Origin of the sequence: Pseudomonas baltica (assembly GCF_031880315.1) — a bacterium.
Classification (GTDB): Bacteria; Pseudomonadota; Gammaproteobacteria; order Pseudomonadales; family Pseudomonadaceae; genus Aquipseudomonas.
Window position 1 is genome coordinate 5204244 of sequence record NZ_CP134771.1, and the last position, 18031, is coordinate 5222274.

Sequence of the window (18031 nt, forward strand, 5' to 3'; positions counted from 1 at the left end):
CTGTAGGCGTCCGAGGAGTGATCCCCCGGAAGTTATTATCGGCTTACTTCGCGTCAAACGCGCCCAGCGCCAGTGTTGCATTGGCCCCTACTTGTTGCTGCAGCACCGTCTTGAACTCCTGAGCAATATCCTCACGCTGCACTTCCTCACCGAGCCAGCGCAACTTCAGGACCGGTTGAGAGCCGCTGGTGATCACCGAGATACGCAACTGAATCTGCTGCTCGGTCAGACCTTCGAACGGAATCACGTTGAACAGCAGCGCGGTCGGCAGGGTTTCTTTGCTGCGGGCTTCTATCTGGTCCATCGCGCTACGGCTGGCGCTGGTCTCGCCGACGCTAGTTTCGGATTCGCTGGTGGCCTTGACCGTGATGGTGCGCACCGCGGCGATGGCCTTGGCCACCGGAATAGCGGTCCCTTCGGCGTCGACAGGCGTCAGATACTGGTGCCAGTCCTCGATCCAGTCGCTGAGGTCTTTCTGGGACATGGCGCGCCCGCCGATCTCCTGTGCCGCCTTGTAGCCTGCGGAGGGCTTCAGCTTCAGCACTGCCCGATCATCTGCGTGGCCAGGCGCTTTCTCGTCGCCTAGGTTGAACAGCAGGATGCAGGTCATCTGATCTTGGTCGATGAATCCCTTCGCCGTTTTTATAGAGCGGTCGGCAACGTAGGCGCTGAAGTCAGCCAGCGAGTGCGTCGAGTAGATGCCACGGAAGCGACTGCGACCGGCCTGCCATTTCTCCAGCGCTACGACTTGGTATTCGTTCGGCAGCACCACGATGGGGGTCTGCGCTTCTAGGGTTTTGCCGGCCGCCGCCAGGGCGGTATCGGTGATGAGCTGGATCGCTTCTTTGGTGAGGGACATTCGTCGTTTCCTTGGCTAGATTAGTTGCGGGGTTTGATCGGGGCTTCGTCGCGGCTGAACAGCTGGTCGTGCTTTTCTTGGAAGAGGGTGATCCTGCCGCCGGAGCCGACGCACATCGGGGTGTCGAGGCTAGTGTTTTCGCTCCGGGTGCCGCGCTTGGTGGGCACCTTGTAGTCGAGCTTGTGCTTGATCTTCACCTGGTGGGATTCGCCGATCTGGCTGAAGTCCAGCGTAATGACCAGCTTGCCGGCCTTGCCGTGGTCAATAACCCCCGCAGCTACTTCAGAGAGGGCGTGGCCGATCTGGCTGGCGAAGGCGCCGCCGTTGAGCTCTTCGAGGAATTCGGCTGTGTCGGTTGGGGTGGGCATGGCGACGGTTCCTTGGGCATCAGCCCGCTTGGTGGTAGATGGAGTTGTTCTTTCCGACGGCGCTGGCGCACCTGGTTGTTGATGCGCCTCACTTCAGGCCGACAATCATGATTCGAATCCCGAGCCTTCGATCAGCGCTTTGGCGTCGGCGCGCGATTCCATTTCCTGAGCGAAATTGCTCGCCGCTTTCCAGGTGCTGCGGAAACCAGCCACCTTGCCGGTGGCCAGTTCCTTGATGTGGTAGGCGCCTTGGCCCTTGCCCACGATCTGATAGCGAATCTTTTGCACTGGTGAATGTCTCCCGATGCGGGTGAAGAGGTCGACGGTGTTGGTGTTCATTCGGGCGCGCATGGCCTCGAGGACCGTTACGCGCTGGTGCATAAGTGCGTGCATGCATTTCTCCCTGGCTGAAGGCATTGGTCAGAACCCTATCCAGGGTGCTGGCGAATAACGGCAGGCGTAAAAAAGCCCGGTGTCGCCCGGGCTTTCCTTTTCGTGACTACGTACCACCGTACGTCAAGTGTTTCTGAGCGGCGCCGCATTAGGCGGGGCCGGCTGGCTGTGGTTTACATGGTCGTGTCCTCTTAAGTCGACGGAGGCGCGCCTAGGCGCGTAGTGATTCGATTCTGTAACACTCGATTGGCTGTATGATCTAAAATAAGTGATGTTTTTGGCTGTTTTTTGGAGTTTCAATGGCGTTCTGCATAGGTTGCATCGCATTGCAGGCAAGTGATCCGAAATACCATGGGTTTGCTGACGTGTATAGGATGGAGAGAGCTGGCCCCATGATCAGGACTGGTGACCGGGATTGCCTCCCTATGATCTGTACCATCTGCAGTGCCAAATGGATCCGGTGGTCGCCGAATCAATACACCTTCACAGAACTATGGGAGCTAGATAAGCCTCGTCCTAAACCCTGTTAGCTATCGGGCATAGATCAACTGAGAAAATGAGAACAGCCCGGAATCCATCGGCGCACATGCTGATCACCCGCAACACCGCGTCGATGAGCGCCACACCGATGAGCAGGATAAGAATCAGGAACGCCCGCAGGCGCTCCACCATTCCGCGGAACAAAGGCATTACAGGTAATCTTTCAGGGACAGGCTCATGAGCTTGGCGGCCTTTTCCAGCACGGCCATTTCCTTGTCGTCGATGTCCCCGCTGGCTTCGGCGATGGTGAGCATCACGTTGATGACGATCTGGGCTTCTTCCGGCGAGTGCGCCAGGTCCTTGAGCTCCTTCTCGGCATTCATGCGCAGGATGCGATGTCCGCCGTCGTGGAAGTCCTTCTCGGCGCGGTCCATGGTGTTGGACAGCTCCGGCCCGAAGCCCTTCAGCTGCGGAGTGTTGGCGATCAGCTTCTCGGCCTTCCTCAGCTCGTCCTCGCTGATATCGCCGTCCGCTGCGGCTACGTAGAAGGCGCCGTACACGATCGCCTGCATCAAGTCGCGGTTCTGGATGACGCCCATTGCTGCGCGCGCCTCGCGGCCTTTCTTGCCAAAAAGTTTGCCGAACATATCGATACCTCAGGGTGGGTGATTTCCCATCTGGCCCTCGTTGGAAGGCCAGCCAGTGAAATCGCTGGCCGGCGGCCAGCTCACCACTGCCCAGGCGACGGGCCTTGCGCTAGGCTGATCGCTCTCACACAACACAGCCTGCAAAGGAGGGCGAAGCGCAATGCGCACCTACAAGTTGAAACACGATCGGGACTTCGGAAAGCACCTTCCGAAAACATACGAATCGGATCGGGATATTGAGTCGGGGGATGTGATCGAATTAGAGAACGGGATGTGGCATGGCGTCATTGAGGCTCGTAGAACTGCTCAAGGTATGCTGCTAGTTCTCGCTGAATCTGCTCAGAGCGCTGTGCATGCAGAGCTTCTATTAAGGCAGCAATTATCTGAGTAACAACTACCGTGGCGTATTTGCTGCAACCCCTAGCGCCAAGCTCTGTGGATGGGTGCATCAAAGCCATCTTCGTTGCCAGCCCTGGTTCTCCCTGGCACGCCAGTGTCATTAGGGCCGCTTTAATTCTGCCTTCAAGGGTGGGAGCGGCAATGGTTGGTTTGCCGGGCGAATTGGGGTGAGGGTGAATCATGGCGGCTCTCCGTTTTGATTTCCCGTCTGGCCCTGTCGCCAAGGCCAGCCAGTGAAATCCGTCTTGCTTAAAGAACTTGGTTCCAGTCGATCCCTCGCGGGGCTGGGAGGCCATTTCGCTGACCCCGTGCTAACTGGCGGCTTCACCAGTCGTGTCCCGATCCGCCGTGGCGTCTCGATGGAGATAAATATAGGTGAACACATAATTCCTGTCTATGGGTAAACACATAATTTTATAGGTAGCCCTATCTCCGCACGAAGAAAAACCCGCGCTTGGCGGGTTTGTTTAGGCTTCGCAGTACTCGCGCCAGCCAATTTTTACAGCCGCCTCATCGGTCTCATCTACTCGGATTCCATGCGTTCCAGAGATATCGTCTAGCACACGCCGCCATTCTTCTGGCCGCTCATCCGGTAGGCGAGACACGGTCACCTCCTGGAGCCTTTGCACCTTAGGGTCGGCAATTATTTTTTGAAGTCTGCTGCCTATTTCGGCATAGCTTCCGGGATCTTTTTTAGTGAACGCTGGCTGGGCAAGCATGAACAAACTCCTTTTTCGATGCTGTATATGCATACAGTATTTATGAAATAGGAATTACGCAAGCGGATTTCCAGAAGGCACAAAAAAGCCCGCAAGCAGCGGGCCTTGAGGTCTCGAAGTGCCTACAGCACGCCGGACATTCGAACTGCAACACCTATGATGCGGCAGTCTGGGCCGCATTCGACCATCTTGTAGTCCGGGTTGAGAGGCTTCAAATATCGCGTCCCGCCATCGTCAACGAGCTTCTTGAAGGTCGCCTCGTTGCTCGCTGGCAGCTTGGCGATGACCAGCTTTCCTGGTTTCACGTCGGCTTCAGTATCAATCAGTATCATCATCCCTTCTGGGACGCTGACCCCAGCGGGTGCAGTCATTGAGTCGCCTTTGACCTCAAGCCAAAACGCTGCTCCCTTCGCGTCATAATCTGACATCTCATAACGGTCTGAAAAACCGTCAGGATATGGCTGAACGGCTTCCTCCCAAGAGCCCGCAGAGACCCAGCTAATGACTGGATACCGGTAAGCCATATTAGGCTGAACCGTATCCCGCACGTTGCTGGGCTCAGCTTGAGCTGCGGCGACCATTGGCCCGGATTCGCTTTCTAGCCAGATCGCTGAAACTCCACACGCCTTGGCAATAGATGCGTTGTACGAAGAACGCTGGGATCGCCCTCTCTCCAGGTCGGATATTGACGCCTGGTCGATGCCCACAGCTTTCGCAAGCTGAGCCTGTGTGAGTTTCGCGTGGGCGCGCGCGGCTTTGACTCGTTCTTTATATTCCATCGAAAGATTATTACTGGTGCACCCATATCGTTGCAAAGAGGTATACCTATGATCTACGATATGGGTATTCACATATGGAGGGGCAGCATGAACAGCATTTTCAAGGACCTGGTTGCCTTCTTCGGTACGCAGGAAGCCACCGCTGAAAAGCTCAAGGTCGACCAAAGCACCGTTTCCGGCTGGGTTCGTGGCAAGCACGGCATGTCTCCTGTTGTCGCCAAGCGAGCAGAGGCCCTAACCGCTGGAGCCTTTAAAAAGGAAATCCTTTGCCCGACTTTTCCATGGGCCGAGATGGCCGCCTGAAGCAACGTCCTTGTCTGTTGATCCATTGACGCCATGTTCCCAAAGGCGGCGATTCGCCACCACGTAAAAATCAGAGGTTCGTTACATGCTGAATCTGATGAGAGCAATACACGACGTGGTGGAGCGCCACGGATCCGCCAATGTTGCCGAGGGCGCCGACTTCGCCTCGCGCACGCTGCTGCTGCAAAAGGCAAATCCCGACTACGACAGCCACCGCATGAACGTGCAGGAGCTGCATCGAATCATGAAGTTTACCGAGGATTTTCGGCCGCTTGAGGTATGGGCGGAGGCGTTTGGGTTTGACCTGGTGAAGAAAGATCAGCCAGCCCCGATTGATGTTCATCAAGCGCTCTCGCACGTCGCCTTGGAAATCGCCGAGGTCACCATCGAAACCCACAACGCCATGGCTGACGGCAGGGTTGATCAGGTCGAGCGCGCGCGCATCCTGCGCGAAATATCGCATGCCGAGGCTGCACTGGATCAGCTGAAAGCATCTGTGAAGGTCGCCTGATTCACCAAATCGCGGGCACAAAAAAACCGCCTGGCAGGGCGGCTCTTTCTAAAGCATCAAACTGAGGTCGATTATGCATAACCAGATCGCTCCCCGCAATACCCCGCCTGATTCGTCAGGTTTCGCAATCAATCAGAACATGACGCGTCATGTCATGTCGTCCCGCGAGATCGCTGAACTGCTCGGGTCTAGGCACGACAAGGTCAAGCAGTCGATTGATCGGCTCATCGCGCGCGGCACAATCGTCCAACCCCCAGTGGGGGACGAACAAGAACCGGACAGCCTTGGGCGCTCTCGCTCGATCAAGGTCTACTGGATCGGCAAGCGCGACACCTATGTGATTGTCGCCCAGCTAAGCCCAGAGTTCACGGCGCGCTTGGTTGATCGCTGGCAGGAACTGGAAGCGCAGGTCGAGACTGCCGCATTCGCGATCCCGCAAACGAAAGCCGAAGCACTCCGTCTCGCTGCTGATCTTGAAGAGCAGAACGAACGTCTACACCTGGTGATCCTCAAGCAGGCACCCAAGGTTGCTGCTATTGAGCGCCTCGCTGCGGCACATGGGGCGGTTTGCTTGACCGATGCCGCGAAGCTTCTGCAGGTGACCCCGCGCCGGTTCATTGCCTGGCTCATCGACCGTGACTGGATCTACCAGCGCGGCAAGAAAAAACGCCTTACGGCCGATCAGAAGAGGATCGATCAAGGATTCATGACGCATAAGTTCACCGAACTCAAACCAGACGAACTGACTGGTGAGCCCCGTGCGGTTGCCCAACCCCTTGTTACGCCAAAAGGCCTCACACGCTTGGGCGAGATGCTGCAGGAGGCTTTGTAATGGCCGGCGACTGGATCAAATTCGAACTGACCACCATGGACAAACCCGAGGTTTGCCAGATCGCTGACCTGGCCGATATTGACCCGGATGCTGTGGTGGGCAAGCTGATGCGCGTGTGGGGCTGGTTCGATCAGCAGACCGAAAACGGTAACGCTCCGAGCGTTAGTAAAAAGTTACTCGACCGCATGGTGGGCGTTACCGGTTTCTGCGAGCACATGAAATCGGTGGGTTGGATGGCCGAGGCCGATGGCCTTATCAGCCTGCCGCACTTCGACCGCCACAACGGCAAGACCGCCAAAAACAGGCTTCTCACCGCAAAGCGTGTGGCAAACCACAAGAGCGCTAACGCTAAAGGTAACGCTCGTAACGTTAGCGGCGCGTTACCTAAAGAAGATGTAGAGAATAATAAAGACCCACTCCCTACGCACGAGGCCGTCGACCCTCGGATGCCCAGCGAGATGACCCTGAACTGGGTGCCCGATGACACTCTGCTGAAGACCTACGTTTTGCACGCTGGCCTGGCGCCGAGCCTGTTCACCGAGGAAGTCCGGAAGTCCTTCACCGCGCACTACGAGTCCGGTGGCCAGGTGAACACCCAGAAGGAATGGGTGCAGATGCTGGTCAAGTGGGTACAGCGAGACAAGGCTCGCACTGCCGCCGCCACCAACGTTACGCCGTTCCGTCAACCCAAGCCCACAGCGCAGGACTTTGACGACGATGATACCGATTGGGCGCCAGGGGGGATTGCGTGATGAAAAGCGTTTCCAAGATCGCCAATGGTCTGTGTGATCAGGCAAGGTCCGGTGATTTTATCCCGGCATCCGAAAACCCTCGTGCGCTTCAGGTTTCCGAAGAGCAAAACACTCTGGTGGCGGCCATCAACGAGCTGTTCAAAGAGCTGCGTTCGATCCGCTCCGCGTGGCGCCAGGCGTGGCCCGACAAGGAGACATACCATTCTTCGAAGCGCCAATGGTTTCAGGCTTTCATCGAGGCGGAGGTGTGCACCCCTGGGCAGATCGCCTTTGGCATGTCGCAGGTCCGTAAGCATCCCGGCGACTTCATCCCGAGCCCCGGCCAGTTCATCGAGTGGTGCAAGCCATCCCCCGAGATGCTGGGCCTACCGCCACTGGGCAAGGCACACCGTGAAGCCTGCCGCAACGCTCACCCGGGCATGGCAGGCCAGGGCAATTGGTCTCACGACGCCGTCTGGCATGCAGCGAAAGAGTGTGGATTCGAGAATCTGAACCGCCTGGCCACCGATCTCAGCCTGAAGCTGTTCGAGCGGAATTATGCCATCGCGGTTCGACGCATTTTGGCCGGTCTACCGTTGCAATCCATGCCTCTGGCCGTGACCCACCACCAGAAATCCAGCAGCACGCCAGAGGTGGCCCGCGCGGCCCTGGCCGAGCTTCGCAAGCAACGAGGTGCCCGCAATGCCTGAGCCAATGAACCTGCTGCCGGCCCCCGGCCACATGCGATACGCCGTCTACCCCTGCAGCTGGAAGATTGGTCTGTGCGATCAGCCATCCCCTCCCATGGCAGTGTTCGCCGATCGCGACCAGGCAAGCGCCTTCGGCTCGCGCATGTGGCCCAGCACCTTCGAAATCGTCGACCTTGAGGAATGCCGCCCATGAGAATCCGCCAGAGTCAGCTCACCAAGGCCGCCCGTGGCCGCGAGTGCCAGATCCGAGTGCCGGATGTGTGCAACGGCAACCCGGAAACGACCGTGCTAGCTCACTACCGCCTGGCGGGTACCAACGGCATGAGCTGCAAGCCGAACGACTTCCAGGGTGCTTGGTCCTGCTCGGCCTGCCATGACTACGTCGACGGGCGTGGCGGCAGCCGGCGCGGCGTTGATCGGGAAGAATCTCGGCTGCTGCATGCCGAGGGCGTCATGCGCACCCAGGACATCTTGATTCGCGAAGGGAAGGTGGCCTCTTGAAGCCCTACGTGGTGAAGCCCGTACGTGCGCCGCGCATCGACTGGGAAGGAAAAGAGCAAGCCGCCCTGATGCTCGAAATCGAGCTCCGTATGCCTGATGTAGCGGCACTGATCTACCACGTACCCAACGGCGGACACCGGCACGTGGCTGTGGCAAAGGAGCTCAAGAAGCAGGGCGTTCGTGCGGGCATACCTGATTTGGTGCTTCCGATGGCCCGCGGCGGGTACTTCGGCCTGTACATCGAGTTCAAGGCCACGCCGCCCAAAGATGCACCGGTTTCGGCTGAGCAGCATGCCCGGATTCAGGCTCTCAACGCTCAAGGCTATCTTGCCATCGTATGCCGTGGGCACTTCGACGCCATGGAACAGCTGAGGGCCTACCTGCGCCTCGTGCCCACGAGGGTTTCGGCATGACCATGATCGTTGCGTTCTCCGATGCCGAACTGCGCCGCCGCGCCGAAGATCCGGCAGCGGTACTGATGCGCGATCCTCGCCACCCCGGCCTGTATTTCCGGTTCACGGAGTCCCGGCCGCGCGGCACCTGGAGCCTGGTGGTGCGCAAGAAGTGGCTTCGCATCGGCTCTTACCCCGAGCTGTCGGCCAAGGCCGTGCTGGCGGCGCTGCCGGAGACCCGTCAGCGGCTCGGCGCCGATGCCAAGGCCAATGCCGCCGTTTCGCCTTGGGCAACGCTTGGCGAGCTGTTGGCCTGGTACAGCGACAGAATGGGTCGCGACCGGCACTTGTCGGCCAAGCGCAAGGCCACGGCCAAGTCCGCCATCGCCTGCCACCTGATCCCGCGCGTGGGCGGCCTGTCTTTCGCCGAGATCGATCGCGCAACGCTCGACACCAAGCTCATGTGGCCGCTGCAGGAGACCCTGTCGCTTGAGTTCGTCCGGCTGATCTTCGCGCTGCTGGTGCTGGCCTGCCGTCAGGCATTCGTGCTCGGCATGATCCCCGCCAATCCCATGGCCGGTATCAAGTTCAGCGATTTTACCAAGACCAAGATCAAGGCGAAGGCCGCGCGGCTGCGTGGCGTGCAGGTCGAGGGTCTGCTCGAGCAGCTGGCTGATGCGTTCGCCCGGCAGCCGGCCCACGGCATGCTGGCGATGATGATGCTCTGCCACGGCACGCGCGTAGGCGAGACCCGCATGGCGCTGTGGTCGCACATCAGCCTGGCCGACCGTACCTGGCACCTGCCGGCCGTGCACACCAAAACCCGTGTCGAGCATTCGCTGCCGCTGACCGACCAAGTGTGCGCGCTGCTCAGCCGCTACCGCGCCACCCAAGCCAACGGCGGCTACACCGGTCAATACTTGTTCCAGGCGCGCCACGGGAAGGGGATGAGCGAAGGGCAGGGCAGCAAGATATTTACCGAGCTGGGGCAGGGCGATTGGACCAGCCACGACCTGCGCAAGTTGGCCCGCACTGGCTGGGCAGACCTGGGCATCGACTTCCTGATCGGCGAGATGCTGATCAACCACGCCATGGGCCACAACGTGCAGGCCTACATCCACACCACCGTGGAAGCCCGCAAGCGTGAAGCCTTGGAGAAGTGGCACGCCCATTTAGACGCCAAGGGATTTGCCGTGATTCACGGGTTGGAGGGAGTCGAAAACAAAGAGTCCAGCATCGGGCTGGAAGCCGCACCGCAGAAGGGCTGCGAGGCAATTCAAGAATCAACCATAGGCGAGGTTTCAAAAGCATGAAAAAGAGCCACGGACCCGAATTCCGCGCCGCACAGCTCAACGTTGCCAAGTGCCCAGCCTGCGGTGGTCGTGCCGTTGTGCGCGGCGTCTTCCACGAACTAGCCTGCGTGCAATGCCATGCCTCCGGTTGGGTTTCGGCCGATACAGGTGAAGCGCTGCCGCTGGAGGTTCTGGTGACGCAGCTGAGCATCCGACTGCAGGCCGCTGACCACCAGATCGAACAATTGAAGCGCCCGGTGCTGAGGAGCGGTGCGGCTGCCCAGTACCAACAGAACAACGGCCGCGGCGCCGGCAAAACGAATTTCACAGGGGATTGATCGATGGGCATCTATAAAGACGTGATGGGCACCTTGGTTCGTGTACTGGCCGCCGACAACATCGACAACAGCACCAAGCAGTCCTGGCAGAAGCTGATCGATGCCGACGCGCGCCAAGGCGGCACCGGAAGCACGATCTCGGTTCGCGACAAGTTCGATTACGACTGCTGCCTGTACGCGCTGCTTCACCGCGAGCTGGCCCCGGCCCAGTGGGATGTGCTGGTGGCCAAGTACTCGACGCACAAGGCCAACAAGGTGGCCGCGATCGGGCGCCTGGTGTCGCGCATCGTTTCCCCCGCGCCTCAGCTGTTCGTGTACAAGGCGCTGACCGCCTGGGCAATTCCTATGCTCAAGGGCGTACAGACAGGCAAGCGTTCCACCGACATGATCGTGCTGCCCGCCGAGTTCTACGACATGAACACTTGGGATCTTGACGGTTCGCCTGAGCGTACCCGCCGCAACTGGCGTGCTGGCATCCACAAGCGTCTGGAGCAGCTGGAAGAGGCTGCGGTGATCCATGCCACTGATATCTTCGACGCCGAACAAATCTTCGTAGACGCCGCTTGACCATGTTGGCCGTTTGGCCGTAAATTAACTCCATCATGTCGATCTTGCGTGCGGTGATACGCAGCGACAGTCAGAACACACTAAACCCGGCCCTTGCGCCGGGTTTTTCCGTTTCCAGCTCCCCGAAAGGGAGGACAGTCGGACTATCCCCATGCCTGAGAAAAATCCTGACTTCTGGGCTCAGGTGTGGCTGGCCCTTTCGAATCCACTATGGCAGGGCGCAATTATGGCCGCCGTCGTATCCCTTCTGCGTGTCCTCTACGATGCTAAGGAAACCAGCAAGCGCCGCATGTTCTTCGAATCGTTGATCTGCGGCGCGCTGAGCCTCGTCGCGTCCAACGTGATCGAGTGGATGGCTTGGCCGTCCAGCTTGTCGATCGCCGCGGGTGGCACGATTGGCTTCTTGGGTGTGACGGCAATTCGCGAGTTGGTGACGCGGTTGCTTGGTCGGAAGGCGGACTCGATATGAACACGATCAAGGCCATCGCGATCGCTGTGATCATTGCCTTGGTGGGCATCCTGCTGGTGGGAATTCAGCAATACCGCCTTATCGCGCTACAGGGTGACCTGTCGATCCAGGCAAAGGCTACCAAGGACGCTGTCGTCGCTAATAAAGAAAGCGAAGCCACGATCACCACCTTGCGTGCTGAGGCCAAGCGCAATGCCGACTACTCGGTCGACCTGAGTAAGCGACTCAAGGCCAGCGAAGATAAGGCCAAACAAGCGAGGAAAGACTTTGAAGAACTCAAGCGCAACAGTAAGCCTGTTCGTGATTGGGCTGCTCAGCCTTTGCCTGACGGGCTGCGCGGGAAAGCCCCAGCCGGTAGTGGTAAAGACGACGGCGGTAAGGCTGGAGTCGCCCAAGATGGTGCCGTGCGAACGGGTCAGTGAAACCGAGGACGACCTAGCCCTGAACGGCGATTTGTGGGCGTTGAAAGATCGGGCTATCAACCTGCTCGATACTTGCGCTGACCAGGTAGACGCACAGATCAAACGGAGCCACGAGCCTTAGGTTAAGGAGCTGGCCGATCTGATCCTACTAATCGAAGATGCGGTTTCTTGGCTACCTCAGGCCGTATTGATGATTGAATACTAATTAATTTTTCGAGCTTCCCCTGAAGATCTACAGTGGCGGCAGCTAGTTCTATGAGCGCTTCCGAAACCACTGGATCGAGTCCGCCTGACGCTTTCTTCAGTTCTTTAAGCGCCCGAAGAATCAACACAGTTTCTTGGGTTAAATTGTGAATAGATGAGATTGTCAATGTTCACCTCGAGGCAGTGCGTCACTATGGGAAATAAAAGAGTCAGGGAGTCCGATGTGTCAGTTTTCCAGCGTTTTTTTTTACTAAGGGCCAGAAGCAATCTCTGGGCCAATGGCCGTATAAATTACATACCGATATGATTGGACTGGTTCAGGGGGCGCCTCTAGACACTTTTGAGCATGCGGCACTCTACACCTGGAGACGATCATGATCACAGTTCGAGGTCGCGGCTTCGCCGACAATCTGTCCGAGTTGACCGACATCGAGCGGCGCCAGATACCGTTTGCCACAGTGCTGGCTCTTACCGAGACAGCCAAACTGGTTAAGGCCAGACTCGAAGATGAGATGCGGTCTGTGTTCGACAGGCCCACCCCCTACACCATGAACAGCTTGCGCCTGATCCCTGCCACCAAGCAGCGGATGGAGGCCAGGGTGTGGATCAAGGACGAAGCTGACGGCGCCCAACCAGCTACTAAGTGGCTGACCCCCGAGGTGTACGGCGGACCACGGAACAACAAGCGTAGCGAGGCACTACTGCGGTCTCGCGGCATTCTGTCCGAGGGCAAGTTCCTGGTGCCCGGCAGGGGCGCGGCGCTCGATAGCTACGGCAACATCGGGCGCGGCCAACTGCAGAAGATCTTGTCTGGCCTTGGTGCCCAAGGCGATCGGCTGCAGAACAGTACGACAAGCAGGCGCAGCGTGGGCAACCTGACACGCTACTTCGTGTTGAGGAAAGGCCGTAATGCGATCGGCATTGCCGAACGGATCGGCAAGAAGCGAACCGATATCCGTATGGTGCTGGCATTCGTCAGCAAGCCCGGCTATGCACGGGCTCTCGACTTCTTCGGCATCGGCGAGCGTGAGGCAGATGCCCAGCTTGCAGCTCAGTTTGAGAAAGCCTTCGACCGTGCACTCGCTACTCGTCGTCGTTGAGTTCATCGCGCTCTTTCTGAATTCGTCTCAGGTGAGCAATCTGTCCGCGAATCCGGTTCGGCAGGTCGTAGGCAATTTCTATGAGTAAAGCTGAAGTGCCGCCCTGGTGCGTTGCATGGTTTCGATCGCTGTAGAAGATGCCAGCCAACGCCGAAATTCGGGCTGCTTCTGCTGACACATAGGAGTCGTAGCCTGCCATTTGTGCCGCAAGCAAGCGCACACGGCTTAGTGCGCTGGGGTTCGGTTCTGGGCAGTCGTGCTCCGTGAGAATTGACTCGAGTTCACCCAGCGAAGCGAGTATCTGTTGGAGATCATCCATGGCTATTCCTTTGCATATCCCTCCCTCGCGGGCGGAGTTGATTCAAGTCATACACGTTGCCGCAAGTCGGGGGGACGGATCAAGCGCCAATCCGGAGCGGATCATTGAGCTGTACTTCTCGCCATCGGCGAGCTGCTCGCTTGCAACGAACCGTTGAATGGGCCGGCCGATGGATTCAATCCTGTTGAGCCATACGAAGTGTTACGGCGTGACGGCTCGGGGGCTTGACGTGCCACAAAGGGTCCTTTGCCCCCGCCCCCCGGGTTGCGGGTAATTCGAACCCCGGTCTTCAACTATGTATGAGAATTTTAAAGGGGGGTTGGTTGTTGTTTTGTCGGAGCGCTGAAACCCCCGGTTTACAAGGGGTTCAGTCAAAAAAAACACCAACCTGACCCCGGGAAATACCAACCAAACACCAACCGGCTCGCGGAAGCTCCCCGCCTCGTCAATGGAGGAGGTAAATGGAGCCGAAACCGCACTGGCTGAACAAGGTCACCATGGCCGCTAGCCTCGGCATTAGTGTCCAGGCTTTCGATAAGTGGAAGGTCGAGCCGGTCGCCCGGATCGGTCGAGAAAACTTCTACGACGTCCGCTGCATCCTGGACAACCGACTGAAACTGGCCGAGCAAAAAGCGGCAGCCGACGAGCAGCCCGCCGGCATTGATCCGCTGATCGAATACAAATTGTTGGAAGAGCGTCGCGGGCTCACCGCGGCGCAGCGTGTAGGTCAGGAAAACAAGAACGCCGTATCGGCCCGCCAGTTGGTGCCGGTCGACTTCAGCACTTTCGCGCTATCCAGGGTGGTGGCGCAGATCGGTTCCGTTCTCGACACCGTGGCACACAAGGTCAAGCGCAAGCACCCGGACATCGAAGTCCGTCATGTCGAGGCAATGCAGCGAGAAATCGCCTTGGCTCGAAATATCGCCGCCGACCTGGGCGACAATCTGACCGAGATCCTCGATGAGTACCTTGCCACCCTGGATGACTGACCTGCGCAAGGCGGTCAAAGCTGGGTTGGCGGCGCTATTTAAAGAACCGCCTTTAACAGCGGTGGATTGGGCGAACACGCATTTCTATCTGTCGTCTGAATCCTCTTATCAGGAGGGGAAGTGGGAGACGGCGCCGTTCCAGGTGGCCTTGCTCAACAGCATGGGCAACGACCTCATCCAGTTTTTTAACCTAATGAAGTCTGCCCGGGTCGGTTACACCAAAATGCTGATGGCGAATGTCGGCTATAAGGTCCAGCACAAGCGACGAAGCGTTGCGGTTTTTTCGCCGACCGACCCCGATGCTGAAGATTTGATGAAGCAGCACATCGAAACAATGGTTCGGGACGTGCCAACGCTGCTTGATCTGGCTCCGTGGTACGGAAAAAAACACCGGGACAGCTCGCTCAGTTCTAAGAGGTTCCAGAACAAGAAGATGCTCTGGTGCCGCGGCGGCAAGGCCAGCCGGAACTATCGAGGTATCTCCGCCGATGAGGTGGTGTACGACGAGTTGTCGAACTTCGAGCAAAACGTCGAAGGCGAAGGCGCCCCAACGTTCCTCGGTGACAAGCGTCTGGAAGGCGCCACGTTCAAAAAATCAATTCGCGGCTCTACACCCAAGATCAAAGGCACCTGCCAGATCGAAAAAGCCGCAGAAGAGTCGCCCTATTTACTACGATTTCACATCCCGTGCCCTCACTGCGGCAGGGAACAGGACTTGAAGTGGGGCGGCAAGGATTGCGAGTTCGGCATCAAGTGGGAGCGTGATGCTCACGGCGAGATCACCAAGGCCTGGTACGTTTGCGATCACACCAAATGCGTCGTTCTGTACCACGAGATGGTGGAAGCGGCACACCAAGGCCGTTGGATCTGCGAAAAGTCAGGAGTCTGGACGCGCGACGGCATCGATTGGTACGGCGCTGACGACGATCTGAGGTCCACGCCCCGCAGCGTGAGTTTTCACGTTTGGACTGCCTATAGCACTTTCACCACCTGGTTAGAAATGGTCCTTGAGTTCGACAAGGTCAAGGACAACCGGGAAAACCTGATCGCCTTCGTCAACACCACGCTCGGCGAGACGTGGGAAGACGACCAAGGCGAAAAAGTCGACTGGGAGCTGCTCTACGGACGCCGCGAAGTGTTCCCGCAGGTGCCGCTGCGCGGGCTCACTCTGATGGGCGCCATCGACACCCAGGACGACCGCTACGAGGGTCGTGTTTGGGCGTTTGGTGTTGGCGAAGAGGCGTGGTTGGTAGACAAGTGGGTGCTCATGGGCGATCCGGCCAGCGAGGAATTGCGGAAAAAGGTCCGGCTCCGCTGCCGCCAGCACTATGTCCGCGCCGATGGAACCAAAATGGGCGTAGAGCGCTGGTGCTGGGACTCCGGTGGCCACTACACCGACGAGGTTTACGCCGAAAGTCGGGCTCTGGGCGACACCTGGGTTATTCCAGTCAAGGGCGCGAACGTGCCCGGCAAGCCGATCGCCAACTGGCCCAAGTCGCGGAACGCCAAAAAGGTCTACCTCACCGAGGTCGGTACCGAAAACGCCAAAGAGCTGATCTACAGCCGACTGAAAATCCAGCCGGACACCTCTGGTGCGGCGGTGCCTGGGTGCGTTCACCTGCCGGCCAACGACCAGATCTGTGGCGAGGACGAACTTAAGCAGCTCACCGCTGAAACCAAAGAGCTGAAAATTGAGAAGGGCAAGCGGGTGTACCGCTGGACGGCCAAAGGCCGCCGGAACGAGGCGCTCGACTGTTTCGTGTATGCACTCGCCGCGCTCCGTATCAGCCAGCACCGGTTCGGCCTGGATCTGGAAATGCTCGCCGGCACCAAGCGACCACAACCGCAACGCGGGACCCGCAGCAGGGTTCGAGGATGAACATGAAGACAGTTGCGCAAGAACGCCTGGCCGCCGTGCAGGAGGCAATCAACAAAATCCTTAAGGGTGGGCAGAGTGTGCGCTACGGCGAGCGTCAAGTGACCCGGGCCGATCTCGGGACGCTCCGTACTCTCGAAAAAGACTACGCGGCCGATGTGGCCGCCGAAGCCAACCGCAGTCGCGGCCGCAACCGAATCAGCTACATGAGGATCTGACATGGCTTGGTGGACACGTACCACTCCAGAAGAGCGGATGGTGCGTGAAGCCACGCGCACAGTATCCAACCTGGTGCACAGCCAACCCCGCGCGCAGGGCGGTGGTGGTGGAAGTGAAACTCGCTGGCGCGGCGCATCCCGCATGCTCCGTAGCATGGCAAGCTGGATTCCCGGGCTTGGCAGCCCCACGAGGGACTTGAACACTACAGAGCGTAAGACGCTGGTAGCGCGTTCCCGCGACGCCATGCGCAACCATTTGATCGCGCGCGCTGCCATCGTCCGTACGCGGACCAACGTGGTGGGCACCGGGTTGATTTGCCGGCCGCAGGTCGACCATGAAGCGCTTGGCATCACTGAGGAAGCGGCCGACGCTCTCAACGCGCAGATTCAACGGGAGTGGGAGCTTTACGCAGGTGACCCTAGGGAATGCGATGCCGAAGCGACCCTCAATCACTATCAACTGCAAGCGCTGACACTTGTTTCGGCTATGACTGGCGGCGATTGCTTCGTGGCCACGCCGTGGATCGAGCGTCAGGGAACGATTTACAACACCCGCTTGCAACTGATCGAGACGGATCGCGTCAGCAATCCCTTTGGATGCCCCGACAATGAGCGATTGGTCGAAGGGGTGGAGTTCGATGCTTACGGCGCGCCGGTGGCGTACCAGATCTGCAACGGCTATCCGGACGATAAATTCCTGAAATATCCGCTGCGGTGGGAGCGAGTCGAGGTATTCGGCGCCGAAACGGGCCGCCGTCGCGTGCTGCAGGTGTGGTGCGACAAGGAACGCCCGGGCATGAAGCGCGGCGCACCGTATCTCGCGCCGATTCTTGAGCCGCTACAAAAGCTCGAGCGGTACGCCAGCGCCGAATTGATGGCCGCCGTTATTTCCGCGATGTTCACGGTGTTCATCAAGAAAAATGACGACTTCAATGGCAACAACCAAGGCCAAGCCACCTTCGGTGACGAGGATGCGATGCCCGGAAACGAAGGCCCGGCGCCGCTAGAGCTGGGCGAGGGTGCCATTGTCGACTTGGCACAGGGCGAAGAGCCCATGATTGCCAACCCGGCTAGGCCAAACGCCCAGTTTGACCCGTTCTTCTCGGCGATCGTGAAGGAAATCGGCGCCGCGCTGGAGCTTCCGCTTGAAGAATTGATGCTGCACTACAGCAGCAGCTATAGCGCCGCCCGCGCGGCGATGCTTCAGGCCTGGCGCTTCTACACGATGCGCCGCTGGTGGCTGGTCTGCGATTTCTGCCAACCGAGTTACGAGCTGTTTTTTGACGAGGCGGTGGCCTCCGGCCGGATCCGCGCACCGGGTTACCGTGACCCGGCCATTCGCCGCGCTTACACACAGTCCATCTGGATTGGTCCAGCCCGGGGCGCTATTGACGAGCTCAAGGAAGCGAAGGCGGCGCAAGCGCGGATTGATGTCGGAATCAGCAATGAAACCATGGAGACGGCAGCGATGTCTGGCGAGACCTGGCAGTTGGTCAACCGTCAGCGCGCTCGCGAACTGAAGCAACGGCGCGAGAACGGAACCACGCCAGTGGTCGTTGCCCCAGCGCCTACTGCACCCGCCCCGGAACCCCCGCCAGAAGAAGAGGAATAAC

The 18031-nt window shown here is 58.7% G+C and carries 28 protein-coding genes; 19 read left to right on the forward strand and 9 right to left on the reverse strand.

Features of this window, described 5'->3' with window-relative positions; genetic code table 11:
* Positions 1–43: 43 nt before the first annotated feature.
* The 8 genes from REH34_RS23530 to REH34_RS23565 all read right to left on the reverse strand — a co-directional run bounded on the left by REH34_RS23530 (position 44) and on the right by REH34_RS23565 (position 4644).
* Positions 44–859 (reverse strand): DUF2303 family protein, encoded by an 816-nt coding sequence (locus REH34_RS23530; RefSeq protein ID WP_311969316.1) that lies wholly within the window; start codon positions 857–859, stop codon positions 44–46.
* Between the two features lie 20 nt (positions 860–879).
* The gene (locus REH34_RS23535; RefSeq protein WP_311969317.1) at positions 880–1227 is read right to left on the reverse strand and encodes a hypothetical protein; all 348 of its coding nucleotides are present in this window, start codon (positions 1225–1227) and stop codon (positions 880–882) included.
* 105 nt (positions 1228–1332) lie between these two features.
* Positions 1333–1620 carry a hypothetical protein gene (locus tag REH34_RS23540; RefSeq protein ID WP_311969318.1) on the reverse strand — a complete coding sequence of 96 codons (288 nt, stop codon included), beginning with the start codon at positions 1618–1620 and terminating at the stop codon, positions 1333–1335.
* Between the two features lie 516 nt (positions 1621–2136).
* Positions 2137–2310, reverse strand: a complete 174-nt coding sequence (locus tag REH34_RS23545; RefSeq protein WP_311969319.1) for a hypothetical protein — start codon at positions 2308–2310, stop codon at positions 2137–2139.
* Positions 2310–2747, reverse strand: a complete 438-nt coding sequence (locus REH34_RS23550; RefSeq protein WP_311969320.1) for a TerB family tellurite resistance protein — start codon at positions 2745–2747, stop codon at positions 2310–2312. The genes REH34_RS23545 and REH34_RS23550 overlap by 1 nt, the downstream gene beginning before the upstream one ends.
* Positions 2748–3031: 284 nt before the next feature.
* Positions 3032–3328, reverse strand: a complete 297-nt coding sequence (locus tag REH34_RS23555) for a hypothetical protein (RefSeq protein ID WP_311969321.1) — start codon at positions 3326–3328, stop codon at positions 3032–3034.
* Positions 3329–3613: 285 nt separating this feature from the next.
* Positions 3614–3865, reverse strand: a complete 252-nt coding sequence (locus tag REH34_RS23560; RefSeq protein ID WP_311969322.1) for a DUF1654 domain-containing protein — start codon at positions 3863–3865, stop codon at positions 3614–3616.
* A 122-nt stretch (positions 3866–3987) separates the two neighbouring features.
* Positions 3988–4644, reverse strand: coding sequence for an XRE family transcriptional regulator (locus REH34_RS23565; RefSeq protein ID WP_311969323.1), 657 nt, complete (start codon positions 4642–4644; stop codon positions 3988–3990).
* An 87-nt stretch (positions 4645–4731) separates the two neighbouring features.
* Between REH34_RS23565 and REH34_RS23570 the strand changes: the two genes are divergently transcribed.
* The 15 genes from REH34_RS23570 to REH34_RS23640 all read left to right on the forward strand — a co-directional run bounded on the left by REH34_RS23570 (position 4732) and on the right by REH34_RS23640 (position 13016).
* On the forward strand, positions 4732–4947 hold the full coding sequence (locus REH34_RS23570) for a YdaS family helix-turn-helix protein (protein WP_311969324.1): 216 nt from the start codon (positions 4732–4734) through the stop codon (positions 4945–4947).
* A gap of 85 nt (positions 4948–5032) precedes the next feature.
* Entirely contained in the window at positions 5033–5458 is a 426-nt protein-coding gene (locus REH34_RS23575; RefSeq protein WP_311969325.1) for a phage regulatory CII family protein, read from the forward strand.
* A gap of 73 nt (positions 5459–5531) precedes the next feature.
* Positions 5532–6290, forward strand: coding sequence for a phage antirepressor KilAC domain-containing protein (locus REH34_RS23580; protein ID WP_311969326.1), 759 nt, complete (start codon positions 5532–5534; stop codon positions 6288–6290).
* Positions 6290–7042 carry a DnaT-like ssDNA-binding domain-containing protein gene (locus tag REH34_RS23585; RefSeq protein ID WP_311969327.1) on the forward strand — a complete coding sequence of 251 codons (753 nt, stop codon included), beginning with the start codon at positions 6290–6292 and terminating at the stop codon, positions 7040–7042. The genes REH34_RS23580 and REH34_RS23585 overlap by 1 nt, the downstream gene beginning before the upstream one ends.
* Positions 7042–7731 carry a replication protein P gene (locus REH34_RS23590; protein WP_311969328.1) on the forward strand — a complete coding sequence of 230 codons (690 nt, stop codon included), beginning with the start codon at positions 7042–7044 and terminating at the stop codon, positions 7729–7731. Before REH34_RS23585 ends, REH34_RS23590 begins: the two co-directional genes overlap by 1 nt.
* On the forward strand, positions 7724–7924 hold the full coding sequence (locus REH34_RS23595; RefSeq protein WP_311969329.1) for a hypothetical protein: 201 nt from the start codon (positions 7724–7726) through the stop codon (positions 7922–7924). The genes REH34_RS23590 and REH34_RS23595 overlap by 8 nt, the downstream gene beginning before the upstream one ends.
* A 2-nt stretch (positions 7925–7926) precedes the next feature.
* Positions 7927–8232, forward strand: a complete 306-nt coding sequence (locus tag REH34_RS23600; protein ID WP_311972147.1) for a DUF1364 domain-containing protein — start codon at positions 7927–7929, stop codon at positions 8230–8232.
* Positions 8229–8645 carry a VRR-NUC domain-containing protein gene (locus REH34_RS23605; protein ID WP_311969330.1) on the forward strand — a complete coding sequence of 139 codons (417 nt, stop codon included), beginning with the start codon at positions 8229–8231 and terminating at the stop codon, positions 8643–8645. Before REH34_RS23600 ends, REH34_RS23605 begins: the two co-directional genes overlap by 4 nt.
* Entirely contained in the window at positions 8642–9937 is a 1296-nt protein-coding gene (locus REH34_RS23610; RefSeq protein WP_311969331.1) for a site-specific integrase, read from the forward strand. The genes REH34_RS23605 and REH34_RS23610 overlap by 4 nt, the downstream gene beginning before the upstream one ends.
* Complete coding sequence (locus tag REH34_RS23615; RefSeq protein ID WP_311969332.1) at positions 9934–10254, forward strand: hypothetical protein; 321 nt, start codon at positions 9934–9936, stop codon at positions 10252–10254. Before REH34_RS23610 ends, REH34_RS23615 begins: the two co-directional genes overlap by 4 nt.
* A 3-nt stretch (positions 10255–10257) precedes the next feature.
* Positions 10258–10821, forward strand: a complete 564-nt coding sequence (locus tag REH34_RS23620) for a hypothetical protein (RefSeq protein WP_311969333.1) — start codon at positions 10258–10260, stop codon at positions 10819–10821.
* 151 nt (positions 10822–10972) lie between these two features.
* Positions 10973–11290 (forward strand): phage holin, lambda family, encoded by a 318-nt coding sequence (locus tag REH34_RS23625; protein ID WP_311969334.1) that lies wholly within the window; start codon positions 10973–10975, stop codon positions 11288–11290.
* A 5-nt stretch (positions 11291–11295) separates the two neighbouring features.
* Positions 11296–11712, forward strand: a complete 417-nt coding sequence (locus tag REH34_RS23630) for a hypothetical protein (protein WP_311972148.1) — start codon at positions 11296–11298, stop codon at positions 11710–11712.
* Entirely contained in the window at positions 11648–11833 is a 186-nt protein-coding gene (locus REH34_RS23635) for a hypothetical protein (protein ID WP_311969335.1), read from the forward strand. The genes REH34_RS23630 and REH34_RS23635 overlap by 65 nt, the downstream gene beginning before the upstream one ends.
* A 457-nt stretch (positions 11834–12290) precedes the next feature.
* Positions 12291–13016: a hypothetical protein gene (locus REH34_RS23640; RefSeq protein WP_311969336.1), complete on the forward strand. Its 726-nt coding sequence runs from the start codon at positions 12291–12293 to the stop codon at positions 13014–13016.
* On the opposite strand, the gene REH34_RS23645 is transcribed toward REH34_RS23640, so the two are convergent.
* Entirely contained in the window at positions 13000–13335 is a 336-nt protein-coding gene (locus REH34_RS23645) for a hypothetical protein (RefSeq protein WP_311968905.1), read from the reverse strand. The two genes, REH34_RS23640 and REH34_RS23645, sit on opposite strands and share 17 nt — an antisense overlap.
* A 461-nt stretch (positions 13336–13796) precedes the next feature.
* On the opposite strand from REH34_RS23645, the gene REH34_RS23650 reads away from it, so the two are divergent.
* The 4 genes from REH34_RS23650 to REH34_RS23665 are packed head-to-tail and all read left to right on the forward strand — an operon-like array spanning position 13797 to position 18030.
* Entirely contained in the window at positions 13797–14324 is a 528-nt protein-coding gene (locus REH34_RS23650) for a terminase small subunit (RefSeq protein ID WP_311969337.1), read from the forward strand.
* Positions 14296–16203 (forward strand): terminase gpA endonuclease subunit, encoded by a 1908-nt coding sequence (locus tag REH34_RS23655; RefSeq protein ID WP_311969338.1) that lies wholly within the window; start codon positions 14296–14298, stop codon positions 16201–16203. The genes REH34_RS23650 and REH34_RS23655 overlap by 29 nt, the downstream gene beginning before the upstream one ends.
* Before the next feature lie 2 nt (positions 16204–16205).
* Positions 16206–16418, forward strand: a complete 213-nt coding sequence (locus tag REH34_RS23660) for a hypothetical protein (protein WP_311969339.1) — start codon at positions 16206–16208, stop codon at positions 16416–16418.
* Between the two features lies 1 nt (position 16419).
* Positions 16420–18030: a phage portal protein gene (locus tag REH34_RS23665; RefSeq protein WP_409373168.1), complete on the forward strand. Its 1611-nt coding sequence runs from the start codon at positions 16420–16422 to the stop codon at positions 18028–18030.
* Position 18031 lies beyond the last annotated feature (1 nt).